The sequence below is a fragment of the Sediminibacter sp. Hel_I_10 genome (assembly GCF_000688335.1).
GTDB lineage: Bacteria > Bacteroidota > Bacteroidia > Flavobacteriales > Flavobacteriaceae > Psychroserpens.
Genome location: NZ_JHZX01000001.1, coordinates 4057846 through 4074700 on the forward strand (window position 1 = coordinate 4057846; position 16855 = coordinate 4074700).

Below are 16855 nucleotides of genomic sequence, written 5' to 3' on the forward strand. Positions count from 1 at the left end.
GAGGTGTAAAGTTTTATATTTGAGAAGATATAACTAGTTGTAAAACATTTAACATACGTCCGAATAACTGAATGATTACAAAGAATAAAGTTTCTAATTTAATTCCAAAAATACTAATCGGATTCGCCATAATTGGATTTATAATGCTGTGGTTAATTTTTGGTGGAAGTGGAAGATACCGAAACACAACTTTAGACTCCGATTTAAGTAGGTTATACCCTTTAGCAATTGGAATAGCTTTAATTATTCCATATTTCATCTATTTGTTTACATCAAAATCTAAACAGAAAAAAGTACTTAAAAGTAACCCTAAAGATTTGAGCAAAATCGGACTTACTACAATTGAGTATTTTGAGAAGAAATCTAAAGAGAATACTTTCGAGATTTATATAAAGAATAAAACTTCTGAAACATTAATTGTGAATAGGAAATCTCAATTGGAATCTAATAGTTGGTATATTTTCAGAACTGATAAAAACAAACCTATTTATTTCAGTAATGGAATTGAATTCCATATTGACAACGAATTGAATCTAGAAATAATTGATTTCAGAAATCAAATAATCGGATTGGGAGACGACTATTTCAAAAAAAACAGTGTGCCTGAATATGTAAATTGGGCATTTATTATAGCTAAACCGAACCAAGGAGATGCAATTGAATAAAAGACGTTTTGTATTATCGTATATAATTAATTTCTAGGCTTGTACATACTCTAAAAATCCAACGGATTTACCTCCGGTTCGTTGTCTTTTACTATTTTAGTTGCTCAACCACGCAACAAACCATATACAACAACGTACTGTAGTAAAAAGGCATTAACAGTTCATGATAACACTTCGGCAGGTTGCAAACAATCTTGATCTATTTTAGAAAATAGTTGATCCAGTTAGGGGAGTGGGGTTGTTTTTGTCCTTAGAATGTTGTGTTACTCTGTAAGTTTAAGGTGTAAAATCTTATATTAGAGGAGATATAATATGTTGTGCGTCATAAAAACCCCACGCTCATTGGCACATATATTTTTTTCCGACCCACAAATTCAACCCTGAAAAACCAAAAGAGCCAAACCGCGTAAGCGGTTCACGAACACCGATAGAAATAAATTTTCAGTGAGTAATCCTTCCAACGCTCGAAAGACTTACATCTTTACGAAATCTTTATAACTCAATCACTAAATTTGAACAAAAAATGTGGACTTACTGAAAACAAGAAAATATAGCAAGAAAAATCAATACTTAATAAGTGTTTTACTTATTGTGTTGACTTCTGTGTTGTGTTTTTTTTCGGTTGACATTATTGGCTACAAAGCTGTTGCTCTTATTTTACTTTTAGTTGTTTCAGTAAATGCTATTCTTTTTGATATTTTTCCAGTATTGCTATCGGCATTATTAAGTGCATTGATTTGGAATTTCTTTTTTATTCCACCAACCTTCACTTTACATATTGGTACAGCAGAAGATGGTTTGATGTTTCTAATGTATTTTGTGATTGCTTCAATAAATGCAGTTTTAACATACAACATCAGAAAAGTAGAACGAAAGGAAAGAGAACAAGAAGAAAAGGAAAAAGCTATCAAACTTTACAACACCCTACTTAACTCACTTTCTCACGAATTGAAAACCCCTATTTCAACAATAATTGGTGCCATTGACACGATCAAAGACAACCCAACCAAACTTTCTGATCATAACCGTAAAGAACTTTATTCTGAAATTGAAATTGCCAGTTTTAGACTAAATCGACAAGTCGAAAACCTTTTAAGTATGAGCCGACTTGAAGCAGGTTTTATTCAACCGAAAGTGGATTGGTGCGACTTGAACGAGCTTGTGTTTTCTGCGATTAAAGACAATGAAAATGACGAGAAACATCACAAGATTGTATTTACATCAAAGGAACATCTACCATTAGTCAAAATTGATAGTGGTCTTACGGAGCAAATTCTATTCAATCTCATACATAATGCAATTCAACACACACCTAAAAATACGACCATAACAATTCAACTCGACCACAATCTAACACATTGTTTCATAGAAATATTTGACAATGGTAAAGGATTTCCCGAAAATGAAATGGATTATGTTTTTGACAAATTTTATCGTTTGAAGCAAACAGCCACAGGTGGAACAGGTTTAGGGCTTTCAATAGTAAAAGGCTTTACTGAAGCAATGAACGGTAAAGTACTTTTAGATAATTTAAAGGATGGTGGCGCAAGATTTTTAATTAAAATTCCGTGCGAATTTTCTAAAAACACAAATTTGGAAAATGAATAAAGCAGAAATACTTATTATAGATGATGAACCTCAAATCAGAAAATTGCTTCAAATAAACTTGGAGAGTAATGATTATAAAGTAGTTCAAGCAAGTACAGGAAAAGAAGGGTTGATTTTGTCAGCTAGTCATCCACCTGATTTGATTTTACTCGACATTGGATTGCCTGATAAAAGCGGTCACGAGATTTTACAAGAACTACGCGAATGGTATAACAACCCTATCATCATACTTTCGGTTCAGGATAATGAAACCGATATTGTTTCAGCGCTAGACAATGGAGCAACTGACTATTTAACCAAGCCTTTTCGCACAGGCGAACTTTTGGCAAGAATTCGTTCAGCAATTAGAAGAAGCCAAAATACCGAGAACAAATCAGTCATTATTTGTGGATACATTGAAATTGATTTGGTAGCCCGAATTGTCAAGCGAAACAATGAAGTCATAAAACTCACATCCACAGAGTATAATTTATTGGCTTTGTTCGCTAAAAATGAAGGTAAAGTTCTTACACATCAATATCTTTTAAAAGAGATTTGGGGCTATAGCTATCAAACCGAAACACAATATTTGCGCGTCTTTGTTGGTACACTGCGTAAAAAGATTGAAGAAAACCCTAATAATCCGCAACACATAATCACAGAAAGCGGTGTTGGTTACCGCTTTCAGTAATCTTTATAAAATCTTTATAGAGACTTACCAATCCTTGATTTTTTACTTATCGCTTTCATCTGACCTTTGTGGTATCAAAAAAAATACAAAAGGATGAAGTGGGATATTTTCTATGATGAAGGACAAGGCAACCCTACGAATCAATTGGCGATTGGTATAAGGAAATCAAGCATTTATTATACCCACAATTGTAATGGTGGTTTTAGGAACTGCTGTGTAACTCTATTTCCGATTTTCCATTTCTAATTTTTATAAGCTATGAAATGCCCATTAGCATGATCAGCAAACCAACTGATAATGACATTAACGGCATTCCATCTGACCATTAAAAAACAAATAAATATTAGCAGATGAATAGTGACATATCAATTTCGAAGAAAATGGCTGATACGATTGTTCAAGTTTGCTTTGATGTAGTAGAATTTTCAATGCTTTACGAACAAGACCATCCTAATAGTGCAAAACAGATTTTTCAATGCAATCAAAAAGTAAAAAAAGGCTTGAAATGTTTTGTAAATGCTAAAAACCAAACGGATTTTAAAAGTAAGGTTCCTGATTATCAGAATACCGTGAAATTAGCGAAGCAACTCTATCAAGACATCCAAATTCCTATTGAAAGTAAGGATAAAATCATTGTTCAGCTTACAAATCTTCAATCGCACTTAAATGAGCTAAAAGAAGAAGCCTCGACCAGCCAATATAACCAACAATCTTAATATAATTTTATGTACAAAACTTTTATAAAACAGGTAGCTAGTCTGCAAATTATTTTAGGATTTGTAATGCTTGTGCCAGCCATATTTGCCGTCATCTATCAAGAATGGTATTCCCTTGCAGGTTTTCTTATTGCAGGAACATTTACAGCATTGTTAGGGTATTTGGTTTACAGACTTTTTGAAAAAACAGAAGAGCCTAAAGAAAAACATTCACTCGCCATAGCTGCCATTGGTTGGCTTATGATAATGATTTTTGGAGCAATTCCCTATTTTGTAATTGCTCATATTACACCATTTGAAGTGATGCAACAATTGGTTCCCGTTGGAATGGATTATACTTCAAGTTTATTGAATTTTCGAAATCCACTGCATTGTCTCTTTGAAAGCACCAGTGCCTTTACTACCACGGGTTTAACAATGGCTTATATTGAACCTTCGGTTGGTAAGTCCATTTTGTTTTATCGTTCATTTTCTCAATGGGTTGGTGGAGCAGGATTTATAGTAATGGCAATAGCAGTTTTCAGACACTTGCCAGGTCAAGGAGCCATTCAACTTTATGGTTCAGAAGCTAGCGGTACGAAATTAAGAACCAATGTAATAGAAACTGCAAGAGCTATTTGGAAAGTATATGTTGTCGTGACGCTTTCAATGTTCGTTTACATTGCCATTGGCACCTACTTTATATTACCAAACTATCCCTTATCTGAAAATATTTTTGATGCTATCAACCACGCTATGACAGGACAATCTACAGGCGGATTTAGTACGCTTGATGACAGTATTGCAGGCTATGAATCTGCTAAAATGGATATGTTGTTCTTGCTTCCAATGCTTCTTGGTGGTTTATCAATTCCTTTTTTCTATCGTTTCATTTTTCAGCGAAAAATAAATGAATTATGGAAAGACATTCAAACGCGTTCAATGATTATTGCTTCTATAATTGGCGGTGTGGTTTTGTCTTTATTTCTAATGAACTCTGAATTAGTTTCCAACCCATTCAGAGAAGGAATGTTCCAATTTGTGAGTGCGCTTACAACTACAGGTTGGCAAACATCCAATATTGGTGGATGGGATGACCTATCTGTTTTGTTTATTGTAGCTGGTGCTATGATTGTTGGTGGTTCGGCAGGTGGCACAGTGGGTGGTATCAAAATAATTCGTGCGTTGTTACTACAAAAAGGATTAAGATGGCATATCAACAAACTATTTCTATCTAAAAACACCATCAAGTCTGTACGCTTTGATAATAAACTAATGCTTCCAGAAGAGATGAGTTCAGAAATATCTAGAGCAGGAATCTTCACTCTTATATACATCTTGTTTGTATTTGTGTCCACCTTGTTTACAGTCTATTTTATGTCGGGCGATTTTACATTGGCAGATGCCATTTTTGAGTCTGCATCAGCACAAGGTACGGTTGGGTTAAGTTCGGGCATAACTGACCCAAGTATGAATCCAATTTTAGAAGGTGTTTACATCATACAGATGTGGGCAGGAAGAATAGAAATCATACCCATTCTGATTTTATTGAGAGTACTATTCTATGGCACAAAACCAAAAATCGTTTAATATTTAAAACTAAATAACAACATTATGCATATCATTATTATTGGTTCAGGAAGAACCGGAAAACACGTCATCGAAGCAGCAGTAAAAGACAATCACGATGTATTCGTGATAGATAAAAACAAGGAAACAGCCGATTGGGTCGCTTCCCATTTTGACTGCGTGGTTATCCACGCAGATGCAACCAGTATTGAAGCGTTAAAAGAAGCCAATGCCGAAAAAGCAGATGCCATAATAGTTACCACTAATGATGATGCTGTTAACTCTTTAGTTATATTATTAGCGAAACAATTAGGCGTTAATCGTTTGGTAAGTTCTGTTAACAATGAAGAGCATTTATCAGTTTTTGAACAACTTGGTACAGATACAGTAGAAAGTCCTTACCGCCTAAATGGAAGGTATTTGTACAGAGCTGTTCAAGGACCTAATGTAAAAGAGTTTTTAGATCTTGGAGATGGTTATGAATTATTAGAAATGCAGGTTGAAAAAGATTCTAAAATTGCCGACAAGTTAATTAAGGAATTGAACAAACAAAGAATTTTGCCATCCGATTCACGCATCATTTTAATTAAAAGAAATAATCAAATTATCATTCCAGATGGCGAAACTAAAATCGAAATATTAGACATTGTTGTGGTTCTTTCACAACGCAAAAAGGTAACAGAAGTATCCAATCTTTTCGGAAAGAAAAATTAAACCAATAGGAGATGAAGCAGATTTGTCAGTTAAAAATACTTATCGCACTAATTTTTTCAAGTTCAAGCATATCGGCACAAGTGGATAGCACTTGGCACCAAAAACCGCAATTGAGTATTTCAGGTTTTGCAGACGTTTTTTATGTCTATGATTTTAATCAGCCACAAGGTACAGAAAGACAACCGTTCTTGTTCAATCATAATCGACACAACGAGTTTAACTTGAATTTGGGACTTGTAAAAATGGATTTTGAACATGTAAAATACCGAGCCAATTTTGCACTACAAACAGGTACTTATGCCAATGACAATTATGCAGCAGAACCAGGTCTTTTGAAAAATATCTTTGAAGCGAATATTGGCATTTCACTGAATAAGAAAAATAACCTTTGGCTAGATGCAGGTGTTTTACCATCTCATATTGGCTTTGAAAGTGCTATATCAATGGACAACATGACTTTGACGCGTTCTTTGTTGGCTGAAAATTCACCTTATTTTTTAACAGGAGCAAAACTGACTTTTAACCCAAATGAAAAATGGGAAATAGCAGGATTGATTGTTAATGGTTGGCAACGCATTCAAAGATTGGAAGGCAATTCATTACCATCTTTTGGAACACAAGTGAATTTCAGCCCAACTAATAAAGTCACTTTAAATTGGAGCACATTTATTGGAACTGATGACCCAGACACCACAAGAAGAATGCGCTATTTCAATAATTTTTATGGTCAATTTCAACTAACTGAAAAGTTTGATTTAATTACAGGCTTTGACATTGGAACACAACAGCGAACAAAAAACAGTTCCGCTTACGACTTTTGGTTGAGCCCTGTCATTATTGGACAATACACGATTAACGACACTTGGAAAACTGCTATCAGAGCAGAGTATTATCAAGACGAGACAGGAATAATAATCCCAACAGGAACAATGAATGGCTTCCAAACCACAGGACTTTCATTAAATCTAGACTATTCACCAACCCAAAACATCATTTGCCGAATGGAAGGTCGTTGGCTAAACAGTAGAGACAACGTTTTTGAAACCAAAAACAATTTCACAAACGACAACTTTATGATCGGAGCATCAATAGCAATCAAATTTTCGGAAACTCTAAACAAATAGCCAACGCTAAAAGCCAAACAATTATTCGCTGTTGTTTATAACTCAAAAGTGCTCATGAATGCTTCGCATTTGGTAAGTCGAACCAGCCAACACACAAGCCAAAACTTGTCAAAGAGTCTGTCTTTGCCAACGCTAACAGACGAACGAAAAAAAGTACGAACGCACAACAATGTATAAGCGTAATGCGGGTTGTATGGCTAGAATTCAGTATTTTGGCATCTATCAAAGTTTAGTGTGGGCGGAAAGTGAAGTGCCTTGAAACCCCCGAACTACGTTTATACTAGACCGTTGTAGCTAATTAAAAACAAAACCATGAAGCAAAAATTATTATTGGCATTACTACTAATTTTTTCAATGAAATCATTTTCACAAGACTCGAAATTTAGTCTTGAATTGAATTATCCAATTCCAATTGACGAAAATTTTATCGGAAAAAATTTTAACGGCATTATTGACGCTGGACTTAAATATCGTTTCGTGAATTTGGAGGTTATTAGTATTGGTGCCGCTTTCAATGCAGGAATGTATAAAAACACAAAAGGAGACAGAGTTCAACCTTTTGACGTTACAACTTATATTTTCAGTCCTAAAATCTATGCTGAATTTAATATGAAATCAATAACTAAACTTCATCCCTCTCTAGGCTTAGGCTACTCTGTAATAAATTCTAAAGCAGATGTTTATAGATTTAACAATCAAAATAATTTTTCTGTGAGTTCAAGTGAAAAGGAAAATGGAGTCAACCTCAATTTAGGTGTAGCTCATGACATAACCAATAAACTATTTGCCCAAGTTCAGTATGATTTTATAAAAATAAGCGTTGACAACGAAGTACCTGACATAAAATATAATTCAAATATTAATATTTTAAAAATCGGACTAGGTTACCGACTATAAAAACTACCTAAATCAATGTAAAAATTAATTGCTAGTGAAAGCCTACTTGCCACAATCCTATAAAATCTCTCAATGAAAACAATGTCAAGGCTGTTATTTACGCTCACGTTTTTAGCGTTAGGCACCGTATCCTTACGAGCCCAAGACTGTACTTGTGCAGAAACATTTGAAAAAGTCGTTCAGGTGTATGAAAATGATTATGCGTTATTTCACATCAAGGTCACCGAGACCAATAGAGCTCTTTATGATGCCAATACAAACCTGTTTCGGAAAAAAACCGATCGTGTTTCTGCCATAGAAGAATGCCTTCCTGTACTTGAACAATGGCTCCAGTTCTTTAGGGATGGCCATACTTATATCAGATTCAAAGGTAACAGCGCCATTACAGACACCAGACGCAGCATCGTGATGGATAAGAACGTTTTCCTCAAACAAATAAAAAACATAAAGAAAACCAAAACCCATAAAGACAATGATCTCTTAGGGATTTGGAAATATGGGGCTTATGAAGTGGGCATTATGCCAAAAAAAGAGGCTAACAATGAATTTATTGGTGTTATACTAAACAGTACCAATGTTCTTTGGAAACTTGGAGATCTAAAATTTGAGCTCAAACAAGTATATGGTAATGATTATGAGGTGGTGTATTATATGGACAACAATAGCGGACGAAAATTGAAGGGCAAACTTCAAAACCAGGAACACTTAGAATTGATCGATTTCAACAATTGGGTAAAGGTTTGGCCGTCAAATACACATACAGTTACAAAAGCAGAGGAAGCAGAGCTTTATAGTGATTTCCATTTTCGAATGATAGATGGAAAGATTCCCTACATTCGTTTCCCTAATTTCTATGAAAAAGAACCAGCATTTGTAGACAGCTTAATACAAGCACATCATCAGGAATTGGTCAATGCCGATTTTTATATTGTTGATGTAAGGGATAACAACGGAGGTAACGATGCCGTTTATAAGCCCCTTTTTCCTTACATATTATCTGGGCCTATTCAAACACCTAATTACGGCCTCTGGCTCTCCAAAGGCAATATTGATATTTTTCTGGATGGCCGTAAGCCTGAAGAACTGGATGAGGAGGGCAAAGCAGAATATGATTACCTCTCCTCTTTAACAGGATCAGTATTCTGGCCAGATGGAGATGAATATGCCAGTACCTCAATACCAGATACACTTTACGCGCCCCATCAAAAAGTAGCAGTGCTCATAAATAAAAAAACCATTAGCTCAGGAGAAACGTTTGTCTACAGGACAAGGCAGAGTGAAAAGGTAATTCTCTATGGGCAAAACACGGCCGGAATAATAGATGGGTTTAATGTGCTCACGAGAAGAATAGACTGTTTTGACCTTAATTATCCCTCCTCTCTACGGGCAAAGGATGTTGCTAAAAACCCCATAGATCCTTATGGTATGGCACCAGACGTGTATATCGAGGAAAACTTGGATGTCTTAAAATTCGCCATTGAACATATGTCAATCTTAATTGATAAAAAATAAGACAGTGTTTAAGCCAGTTGTTAACAATACACTGTGGTAAAAATTAAGTCAAAAGGCACCTTCCACGAGAACTCTGCTATAAGTTGCAAACAGTTTGAATCTATGTTACAAAATAATTGAGTAGGTTAGGGGAGTGGGTTTGTTTTTGTCCTTAGAATGTTGTGTTACTCTGTAAGTTTAAGGTGTAAAACCTTATATTTGAGGAGATATAACGAGTTGTGCTTAATTTTGGAAAAAACCTGTTTGCTCAATCAAAACACGAGTTTACTCATTATGGATTTGAGTATTTTCAAAAATAAGATAGATTTGATTTTATAGACAATCTTAAAATGAAAAAAACAGTTGCACTAATTATAATCTGCCTAACAATTCAATATTCATTTGGACAAAAGCAAAATGATTTTTACACATCATTCTCGGAAAGCGGAATAAAACATAATCTGAATTTTGACGAAAATAACATAGTCAGAATTGGCAGTATTCGTCGACATATGTCACCCTTTTATAACCTCGCTGGAACTTATAAAAAAAGAGGAGATTCGATTTATATAAAAATCCAGAAAATCAACTCTTTCGAATTACCAAAAGCGAAGAAATTCGGATTTGAATCATTTAGCGAAATGGAATTAATCCTTTACCAAGATGGTTCGGAATTAATCGACCCAAAAAACCAAACTGTTTATGTAACGTCAAGACAATTAAACAGAAAAAAGATAAAACGAAAATCCATAGCTTTTATAGACGACAAAAAATATATTTATGAAAGGCTTGTAACAGATGGTTATGGATTAATAAGAAGAGAACCGAGAAAAAATAAGAGATTCAATAAAGCATTAGCCAAAGTTCTAGAAAATCCTGACAATTACGAAACAAAAGTAATTCGTGGATTAACTGCCTATGAAAAATATGGACTGATTGGAATAAACGGAGTGTCAATTATGAATAAAAAAAACTAAGCACAACAACGTATATAGCTCATAGCTAGGCAGTTGATTAATCGAAGTTAAGGTATATTTGCTAGTCTGCCAAATTTTTTAATTTGGCTTATTGAGAAAAGATAATAAGAAAAATTAAAAAATTCGGCTCGTGCTTAATCCGAAAATAATTTTATAATTTGCACGCTACGAGCCATATACAATACCGTTGTGTGCAAGCTGAAAAAATAAACAGTGTGAATAACATTAAATAAAAGTTAATACAAATAATGAGATATATATTTCTATTTACATTTTTGCTGTGCGTAGACTATTGTACAGCACAAGTTGACCAAAGCGACAAGCAAAGGCTCATTGTTACTACCGACCTTGGAGGTACAGACCCCGATGATATCCAATCTATGATTCATCTTTTGGTTTGCTCTAATGTAATAGACATTGAAGGCCTTGTAAGCTCCCAAGTTTGGATAGATGATCCTGACAAGACCGACAAGATAATTGAATCTATAGATTGGTATGAAGACATATTACCCAACTTAAAAAAGCAAGCCCAAGGATATCCCGAGGGAAACTATTTAAAGTCAGTCACTAAGCGAGGTCAAGCAAAATCTAATATGTCTGGTGTCGGTAAGGGAAAAGACTCTCCTGGCTCAGAACTGATTATTTCTGTAGTAGACAATAAAGAAGATAAGCGACCGGTATGGATTTCTGGATGGGGAGGCATGAATACTCTTGCACAAGCCCTTTGGAAAGTAAAGAATACTCGAAGCAAAAATGAACAAAGAGAATTCATAAAGAAAATTCGGATTTACGATGTGCTTGGTCAAGATGATGCGGGTGCTTGGATTGCAAAAAGTTTTCCTGACATTGTTTATATACGCAACAAAAAAATCTATGGATGGGCTCCATCTGACGAATGGATTAAGAACAATGTTCAGAATATAATGCCATTAGGACAATATTATCCTGACAGGGTATGGGCCACGGAAGGCGATACTCCTGCTTTTCTTTTTGTATATGTCAATGGATTAAACGCACCAGAACACATAGATTACGGAGGATGGGGTGGTCGATTTTCCACAGAAAAAATAAGTGGAATACGCGGCATGGATTTTATTGTCAAGAGTGGTAAAGATGAAACACAATATGACCCTTATTACATGTACGGCAGTACAGAAGAAGGCATTGAAGCCATAAACAATTGGAAACAACACATTTTTAATGATTTTGCAGCCCGTATGTTGTGGACTACCACAGAAAACTATTCTGCTGTAAACCATCATCCCGTAGCTATTGTAGATGGCGATAACTCATTGAAAGTTATTAATAAAAAAGCGATTTCTGGAGATTCTTTGATTTTTGATGCTTCGGCATCAAATGATCCTGATGAAAATACTCTGGATTATAAATGGTCGGTTTATAATGAACCAAGTACATATAAAGGTGCAATAACAATAGAAGAAAGTTCTTCATCAATATGTAAAATACTTGTACCTTCTGAGGCGTCAGGCAAGACAATACATCTTATTTTAGAAATAACTGACAACGGCACTCCAGCTTTGACTGCGTATAGACGAATTGTAATAAATGTAGACAAAAAAGAATAATTAAAAGCCAGCACAAAACACAGTGTTAAAACAATTGCTAGGTCTGTATTCATCGGAAAGTCCTTGGGGACTTTCCTAACGTTGTTTTTCTTTATCTATCTTACAGACTAAACTACGCAACTGTTCTTACTTCAACCGTTACCTGCAACTCAAAAAATACTCTCGTCCTAAAATAGGTTGACTAAAAATTAAACACTTTTAGTACACTATGGAAACACCAAAGAATGGCTCCTGCCGAAAAAAACAGTACCAAAAAATAAGTTTCGACCTGAAACTTTCCATCATTGACGAAATTGCAAACGGACAGACCTCCGTCAATCACGCTGCAAACAAGTACAATATTCCCAGAAGCTCCATTGAGTATTGGATCAAGAAATTGAGTAACTTCGAGAACAAATCCAATACAATGAGTAAAAACCAAGAAATCAAAAAACTTAAAGAGCGCATCGAGGAACTTGAGTTCGTCAAGGACTTCCAACAGGACGTGATAGCTGACTTTGAAAACGTTACGGGAGAGCATCTCTCAAAAAAGTACTTGCCCGAAGCATTAGTAAAAGAGATAGAGAAAAAGAGAAAAGACCTTACAAGGTAAAATGGCTCTATCAATGCTTCGGGATAAGCAAACAGGCGTACTATAAACGTCTAAAGGCAAATCATGATAAAGAAAAAAGAGATCAAACAGTCCTGGACCTTGTGCGTCAGAAAAGAAAGATCCACTATAGATCAGGTTGTAGAAAATTGATCAAGTACATTGGGAGCGAACTTAGGGAAAACAACATAAAAATGGGAAGAGATGCATTGTTCGACCTACTAAGATCCTATGGAATGCTGATCAAAAAAAACAAACGCTATCATATTACAACAGACTCCAAACATCTGTTATACAAATCTCCAAACCTCATAAAAGACTTGGAAATTACCCATAGCGAACAGGTATTTGTCAGCGATATAACCTATATAAAAACAGATGACGGTCACGCTTATTTGGCACTGGTAACAGATGCCTACTCTAAGAAACTAATGGGTTGGGCATTGGACGACAATATGAGGGCCACATTGGTCGTAAAGGCTCTGGACATGGCCATAAAGAACATGGAATTCAAGCACGAGAACATCATTCACCACTCGGACAGGGGCATACAGTACTGTTGTCCAGAGTTCACTGATTTTGCAGAGAAAAACAACTTTATACTTAGCACAACCCAGCAGTATGACCCTTATGAGAACGCAGTGGCAGAAAGGATAAACGGGATACTCAAGTATGAGTTCGGACTCAAGAAAACAATCAAGAGCGTAGATATCGCAAGGCTAATCATGAAACAGGCAACACGGATATACAACCAGCAAAGAATCCATTGGAGCCTGGGGCTCGAAACACCTGAATGTATCCACAAGAAATACAACCCAATAAAGTACAGGTCATACAGAAAGAAAACGGCCTAGGAATGTTGGCAACTTTTTTAAAACCCGAAGGGAATTATTTGAAAAAAGTTGTCAATGTTCCCTGTAAATTTTAGACATTTATAATGACTTTTTAACCCAAAAAATGGTCAACCTATTTCAGGACAAGACAAAAATCTCGGTCATAAATTTAAAACATCGAAATGAAATGAAAAAAATGGTATTACCATTAGTGCTTTTACTAATTACAAATCTTATTGGCGCACAAAACACAATTCTCTGGTCTATAAATAAATCCGATTCAGAGAAAACATCTTATATTTTGGGAACATTTCATCAAATGGGAAATTCATTTATTGACGATAGACCTGAAATAAAAAGATTGTTAAATAAATCCGACATTGTCATTTTCGAATCCATAGAAGATAGATATGAAAACATCACCAAAGTTATGCTAAACAGAACCGATGATTTTTCATACAGAGAATATCTAAACAAAGATGATGTTGACTTTTTAGAAGAATACACTGCGAATTGGGAAGTTCCGATTAGTAAACACAAACCAGCCGAGCTTTTGGTACGATTAGAACAAGAATACTCAAAAAAAAATTGTGGAACGATAAACTCAAACGACACATCCGAGCATATGGATGAATATCTGCAATCAATGGTCAATCAAGACAAAAGTAAAATTTTAGGCTTAGAGAGTCGTTCGGACCAATTTAATGCCATCAATATTGTAAATAATGAGGAAATGACTTGGGAAAAAGCAAAAAACGCATTCTCTAATTTGGAAAGTAAATTCCAAAAAAATAAATTTAAAAAAAGGGTTTGTGCAATGGCAAAAAATTATATGAAAATGAAATTAGATTACCAGTTTGAAGTTAAATGTGCAGAAAATGATGGAATTTTATCAAACAGAAATGAAAAATGGATGCCAATAATAGAAAATGCAATCAAAAATTATAATTCAGCATTTATCGCAGTAGGTTTACTTCATCTGCAAGGACAATGCGGAATTATTGAACAACTAAGAAAAAACGGATACGAAGTAAATCCTGTAAAATTGTAACAAGAGCAGCAGCTAACATATATAAGCTATGGCTTGCTTGGTCTGTGCCAATTTGGAAATCTTCTGATTTTCCAAAGGCAGGTTTTTATCCCAAAGATTCGTACTAAAACACGCCACAGCTCATATACATTACCGTCAGTAATTTAAAAAAAACGTCTATTTAATGAATTTTAGAGTTAATACTGATACTTGGTTTATCTTCTGCATTTTATTTATATCTGCATTAGCCCTATGTATGATCTTATTCATTATTATTCCTTTTTTTATGAGAAAAAAGCAACTGAATAGAATCAAATCTAGAAACGAGAAAAAGATTTTTAAATACAGTCAATTAGACAGAAAAAAAAATGAACTCAAATTATCAGTTCAAGAAGAGGACATAAAAAAATTAAAAACAGATATAAGTGATTATCTATATGAAATAGCGCAACCAGATTCAAATAGCCCTAATCTTATTCTCTTTTATTCCGATTTTGAAAAAATCTATCCAAATTTTAGCCAATCTTTGAAAAAAATAAGTCCGAATATTTCTGCAAATGAATTAAAGCTATGCGCCCTAATCAGGTTAAATTTAAGTTCAAAAGAAATAGGGCAAATATTAAATATTACTCAAGATAGTGTAAATAAAGCTAGATATAGGTTGAGAAAAAAATTAGGGCTTACCTCTAATGATGATATTTTCACAGCGCTTTTGAATCTGACATAGTGATAATTATACCCTTGTCCATCATTTGTCTATGACCTAATTTTTGAACGTAAAGCAGCAAGATGGTTATTTGTTAAAAAATAATATCATGAGACTATTTGAAATCATTTTACTCCTTATTAGTTCAATTTTTCCTTTGTACATTTCAACTAAAGGCTATCAACTCAGCAAAAAATTTCCATTAATAATTATTGGAGGAGTTTTTATCCTACATTTTATTCTCGAAGGATACAGATGGCAAATGATGCCGTGCTATTTAATAAATCTAATTTTAGTTTGGTGTCTTTACAAAGCGTATGCATTTTTTAATGGAGGATGGATTAAAAAAATTATAAGTGGATTAACATTCTCGGCATTGCTATTACTTGCTTGGAGTTTACCTAACATTCTGCCTGTTTTTAGTTTACCCACACCAACTGGAAAATATAAAATAGGTTCAGACTATATGCATTTAAAAACAGATAGAGCCGAACAAATCACAGAGAATACTGATGATAAAAGAGAGCTCATGATCAAGGTTTGGTATCCTGCAAATATCAAAGATGAAGATAAAGAACCTTATCTAAATGATGGCGATAGAATTGGTTTTGCTGAAAAATATGGCTTACCAAAATCGACTTTCAATTATTTAAATTATGTTGAAACACACACTTATAGATCCCCTAAAGTAGCAAACCAAAAGTTCCCTGTTTTAATTTTTTCTCACGGTTCTTATTCTAAAGCTTCAGGTTATTATGCAATTATAGAAGAGATTGTAAGTCACGGCTATATTGTTTTAAATATTAATCATACTTATGAAAGCACAGGCACTTTGTTTCCTGACGGTACAATAAAGCTCTACAGTAAAGAGTATGATGAAAAATACGTTAGTACTCAAGAAATGGCCGAATTAGCGTGGAAAAGTCAGCAAGATTTTAACAATGCTAAAACTGAAAGTGAAAAGTTTACAGTTTCACAAAATATCTTGAAAAATTATATTGCTTCAGAGATAACAAAACGATGGTCAAAGGATATTACTTCAGTAATTGATACATTAAAAACTTGGAACAAATCGTCATTTTTAGCAAATCATTTAGATACAAATAAAATAGGCGTTTTTGGGCATTCTCAAGGAGCTTCTGCAATAGGCCAATCACTTCTAGAAGATGATAGAATAATTGCTGGTTTAAATTTAGATGGTGTACAATGGGGAAATATGATAGATTCAACTCTCAACAAACCTTTTCTTTATATGTCTTCTGAATGGGTACCTCCTCATCCCAATTTTAATAAATATGCCTTTAGAAATGGAAGTTCTGCCGCTTTTTATAAAGCCAAAATTAATAATAGTGGTCACGCTAGCTTTATGGACATTCCATTGATGGTTAATTTGCAACTTATAAACGAAGCGGGAACGATAAACCCCAACAGAGCATACATGATAACCACAGATGCCATATTACAGTTTTTTGACATGTACTTATTAAATAAACCAACCAATTTAATGGACTTGAAAACTAAATATAGTGAATTTGAAATTATGCAAAAAAAATAATAAAACTGGCTAGTACACTCTATATAAAATGCTGTCAAAGGCTGAGGGAAACGAACCTTTTACTTATTATTTATTGGATTCATAAAAACCGAAAAGTAATGGCATATCGAATGGCTGAATATTGTTATTTTCGAATTTCAGACACT

The 16855-nt window shown here is 34.4% G+C and carries 16 protein-coding genes; all 16 read left to right on the forward strand.

The features are described 5' to 3' along the window. Positions 1-71: 71 nt before the first annotated feature. The 16 genes from P176_RS0118290 to P176_RS0118365 all read left to right on the forward strand — a co-directional run bounded on the left by P176_RS0118290 (position 72) and on the right by P176_RS0118365 (position 16709). Complete coding sequence (locus P176_RS0118290) at positions 72-665, forward strand: hypothetical protein (RefSeq protein WP_026756059.1); 594 nt, start codon at positions 72-74, stop codon at positions 663-665. A gap of 525 nt (positions 666-1190) precedes the next feature. Next, the gene (locus tag P176_RS0118295) at positions 1191-2273 is read left to right on the forward strand and encodes an ATP-binding protein (RefSeq protein WP_231481297.1); all 1083 of its coding nucleotides are present in this window, start codon (positions 1191-1193) and stop codon (positions 2271-2273) included. Continuing rightward, the gene (locus P176_RS0118300) at positions 2266-2943 is read left to right on the forward strand and encodes a response regulator (protein ID WP_026756061.1); all 678 of its coding nucleotides are present in this window, start codon (positions 2266-2268) and stop codon (positions 2941-2943) included. The genes P176_RS0118295 and P176_RS0118300 overlap by 8 nt, the downstream gene beginning before the upstream one ends. A 350-nt stretch (positions 2944-3293) precedes the next feature. Continuing rightward, positions 3294-3659, forward strand: a complete 366-nt coding sequence (locus P176_RS0118305; protein ID WP_156033163.1) for a hypothetical protein — start codon at positions 3294-3296, stop codon at positions 3657-3659. 9 nt (positions 3660-3668) lie between these two features. After that, positions 3669-5228, forward strand: coding sequence for a TrkH family potassium uptake protein (locus tag P176_RS0118310; RefSeq protein WP_026756063.1), 1560 nt, complete (start codon positions 3669-3671; stop codon positions 5226-5228). 24 nt (positions 5229-5252) lie between these two features. Further along, on the forward strand, positions 5253-5921 hold the full coding sequence (locus P176_RS0118315; protein WP_026756064.1) for a TrkA family potassium uptake protein: 669 nt from the start codon (positions 5253-5255) through the stop codon (positions 5919-5921). A gap of 11 nt (positions 5922-5932) precedes the next feature. Beyond that, positions 5933-7045: a porin gene (locus P176_RS0118320; protein WP_026756065.1), complete on the forward strand. Its 1113-nt coding sequence runs from the start codon at positions 5933-5935 to the stop codon at positions 7043-7045. Positions 7046-7357: 312 nt separating this feature from the next. Continuing rightward, positions 7358-7942, forward strand: a complete 585-nt coding sequence (locus P176_RS0118325; protein WP_037349058.1) for an outer membrane beta-barrel protein — start codon at positions 7358-7360, stop codon at positions 7940-7942. 72 nt (positions 7943-8014) lie between these two features. After that, complete coding sequence (locus tag P176_RS0118330; RefSeq protein ID WP_026756067.1) at positions 8015-9454, forward strand: S41 family peptidase; 1440 nt, start codon at positions 8015-8017, stop codon at positions 9452-9454. 329 nt (positions 9455-9783) lie between these two features. Beyond that, the gene (locus P176_RS0118335) at positions 9784-10410 is read left to right on the forward strand and encodes a hypothetical protein (protein WP_026756068.1); all 627 of its coding nucleotides are present in this window, start codon (positions 9784-9786) and stop codon (positions 10408-10410) included. A 248-nt stretch (positions 10411-10658) separates the two neighbouring features. Further along, on the forward strand, positions 10659-11996 hold the full coding sequence (locus tag P176_RS0118340; RefSeq protein WP_156033165.1) for a nucleoside hydrolase-like domain-containing protein: 1338 nt from the start codon (positions 10659-10661) through the stop codon (positions 11994-11996). Positions 11997-12204: 208 nt separating this feature from the next. After that, positions 12205-12588: a helix-turn-helix domain-containing protein gene (locus P176_RS19825; RefSeq protein ID WP_037348990.1), complete on the forward strand. Its 384-nt coding sequence runs from the start codon at positions 12205-12207 to the stop codon at positions 12586-12588. Between the two features lie 23 nt (positions 12589-12611). After that, positions 12612-13439: an IS3 family transposase gene (locus P176_RS0118350; protein WP_026755578.1), complete on the forward strand. Its 828-nt coding sequence runs from the start codon at positions 12612-12614 to the stop codon at positions 13437-13439. Between the two features lie 166 nt (positions 13440-13605). Then, positions 13606-14469, forward strand: coding sequence for a TraB/GumN family protein (locus P176_RS0118355; RefSeq protein ID WP_197022185.1), 864 nt, complete (start codon positions 13606-13608; stop codon positions 14467-14469). Between the two features lie 163 nt (positions 14470-14632). Next, a complete protein-coding gene (locus P176_RS0118360; protein ID WP_156033167.1) occupies positions 14633-15175 on the forward strand; it encodes a hypothetical protein in 543 nt (180 codons plus the stop codon). A gap of 88 nt (positions 15176-15263) precedes the next feature. Further along, positions 15264-16709: a hypothetical protein gene (locus P176_RS0118365; RefSeq protein WP_156033169.1), complete on the forward strand. Its 1446-nt coding sequence runs from the start codon at positions 15264-15266 to the stop codon at positions 16707-16709. Positions 16710-16855 lie beyond the last annotated feature (146 nt).

What these genes read in the sequence shown, in the direction of transcription:
- P176_RS0118290 (WP_026756059.1), top strand. Translation starts at nt 72, where the DNA reads ATGATTACAAAGAATAAAGTTTCTAATTTAATTCCAAAAATACTAATC.
- P176_RS0118300 (WP_026756061.1), top strand. Translation starts at nt 2,266, where the DNA reads ATGAATAAAGCAGAAATACTTATTATAGATGATGAACCTCAAATCAGA.
- P176_RS0118305 (WP_156033163.1), top strand. Translation starts at nt 3,294, where the DNA reads ATGAATAGTGACATATCAATTTCGAAGAAAATGGCTGATACGATTGTT.
- P176_RS0118310 (WP_026756063.1), top strand. Translation starts at nt 3,669, where the DNA reads ATGTACAAAACTTTTATAAAACAGGTAGCTAGTCTGCAAATTATTTTA.
- P176_RS0118315 (WP_026756064.1), top strand. Translation starts at nt 5,253, where the DNA reads ATGCATATCATTATTATTGGTTCAGGAAGAACCGGAAAACACGTCATC.
- P176_RS0118320 (WP_026756065.1), top strand. Translation starts at nt 5,933, where the DNA reads ATGAAGCAGATTTGTCAGTTAAAAATACTTATCGCACTAATTTTTTCA.
- P176_RS0118325 (WP_037349058.1), top strand. Translation starts at nt 7,358, where the DNA reads ATGAAGCAAAAATTATTATTGGCATTACTACTAATTTTTTCAATGAAA.
- P176_RS0118330 (WP_026756067.1), top strand. Translation starts at nt 8,015, where the DNA reads ATGAAAACAATGTCAAGGCTGTTATTTACGCTCACGTTTTTAGCGTTA.
- P176_RS0118335 (WP_026756068.1), top strand. Translation starts at nt 9,784, where the DNA reads ATGAAAAAAACAGTTGCACTAATTATAATCTGCCTAACAATTCAATAT.
- P176_RS0118340 (WP_156033165.1), top strand. Translation starts at nt 10,659, where the DNA reads ATGAGATATATATTTCTATTTACATTTTTGCTGTGCGTAGACTATTGT.
- P176_RS19825 (WP_037348990.1), top strand. Translation starts at nt 12,205, where the DNA reads ATGGAAACACCAAAGAATGGCTCCTGCCGAAAAAAACAGTACCAAAAA.
- P176_RS0118355 (WP_197022185.1), top strand. Translation starts at nt 13,606, where the DNA reads ATGAAAAAAATGGTATTACCATTAGTGCTTTTACTAATTACAAATCTT.
- P176_RS0118360 (WP_156033167.1), top strand. Translation starts at nt 14,633, where the DNA reads ATGAATTTTAGAGTTAATACTGATACTTGGTTTATCTTCTGCATTTTA.
- P176_RS0118365 (WP_156033169.1), top strand. Translation starts at nt 15,264, where the DNA reads ATGAGACTATTTGAAATCATTTTACTCCTTATTAGTTCAATTTTTCCT.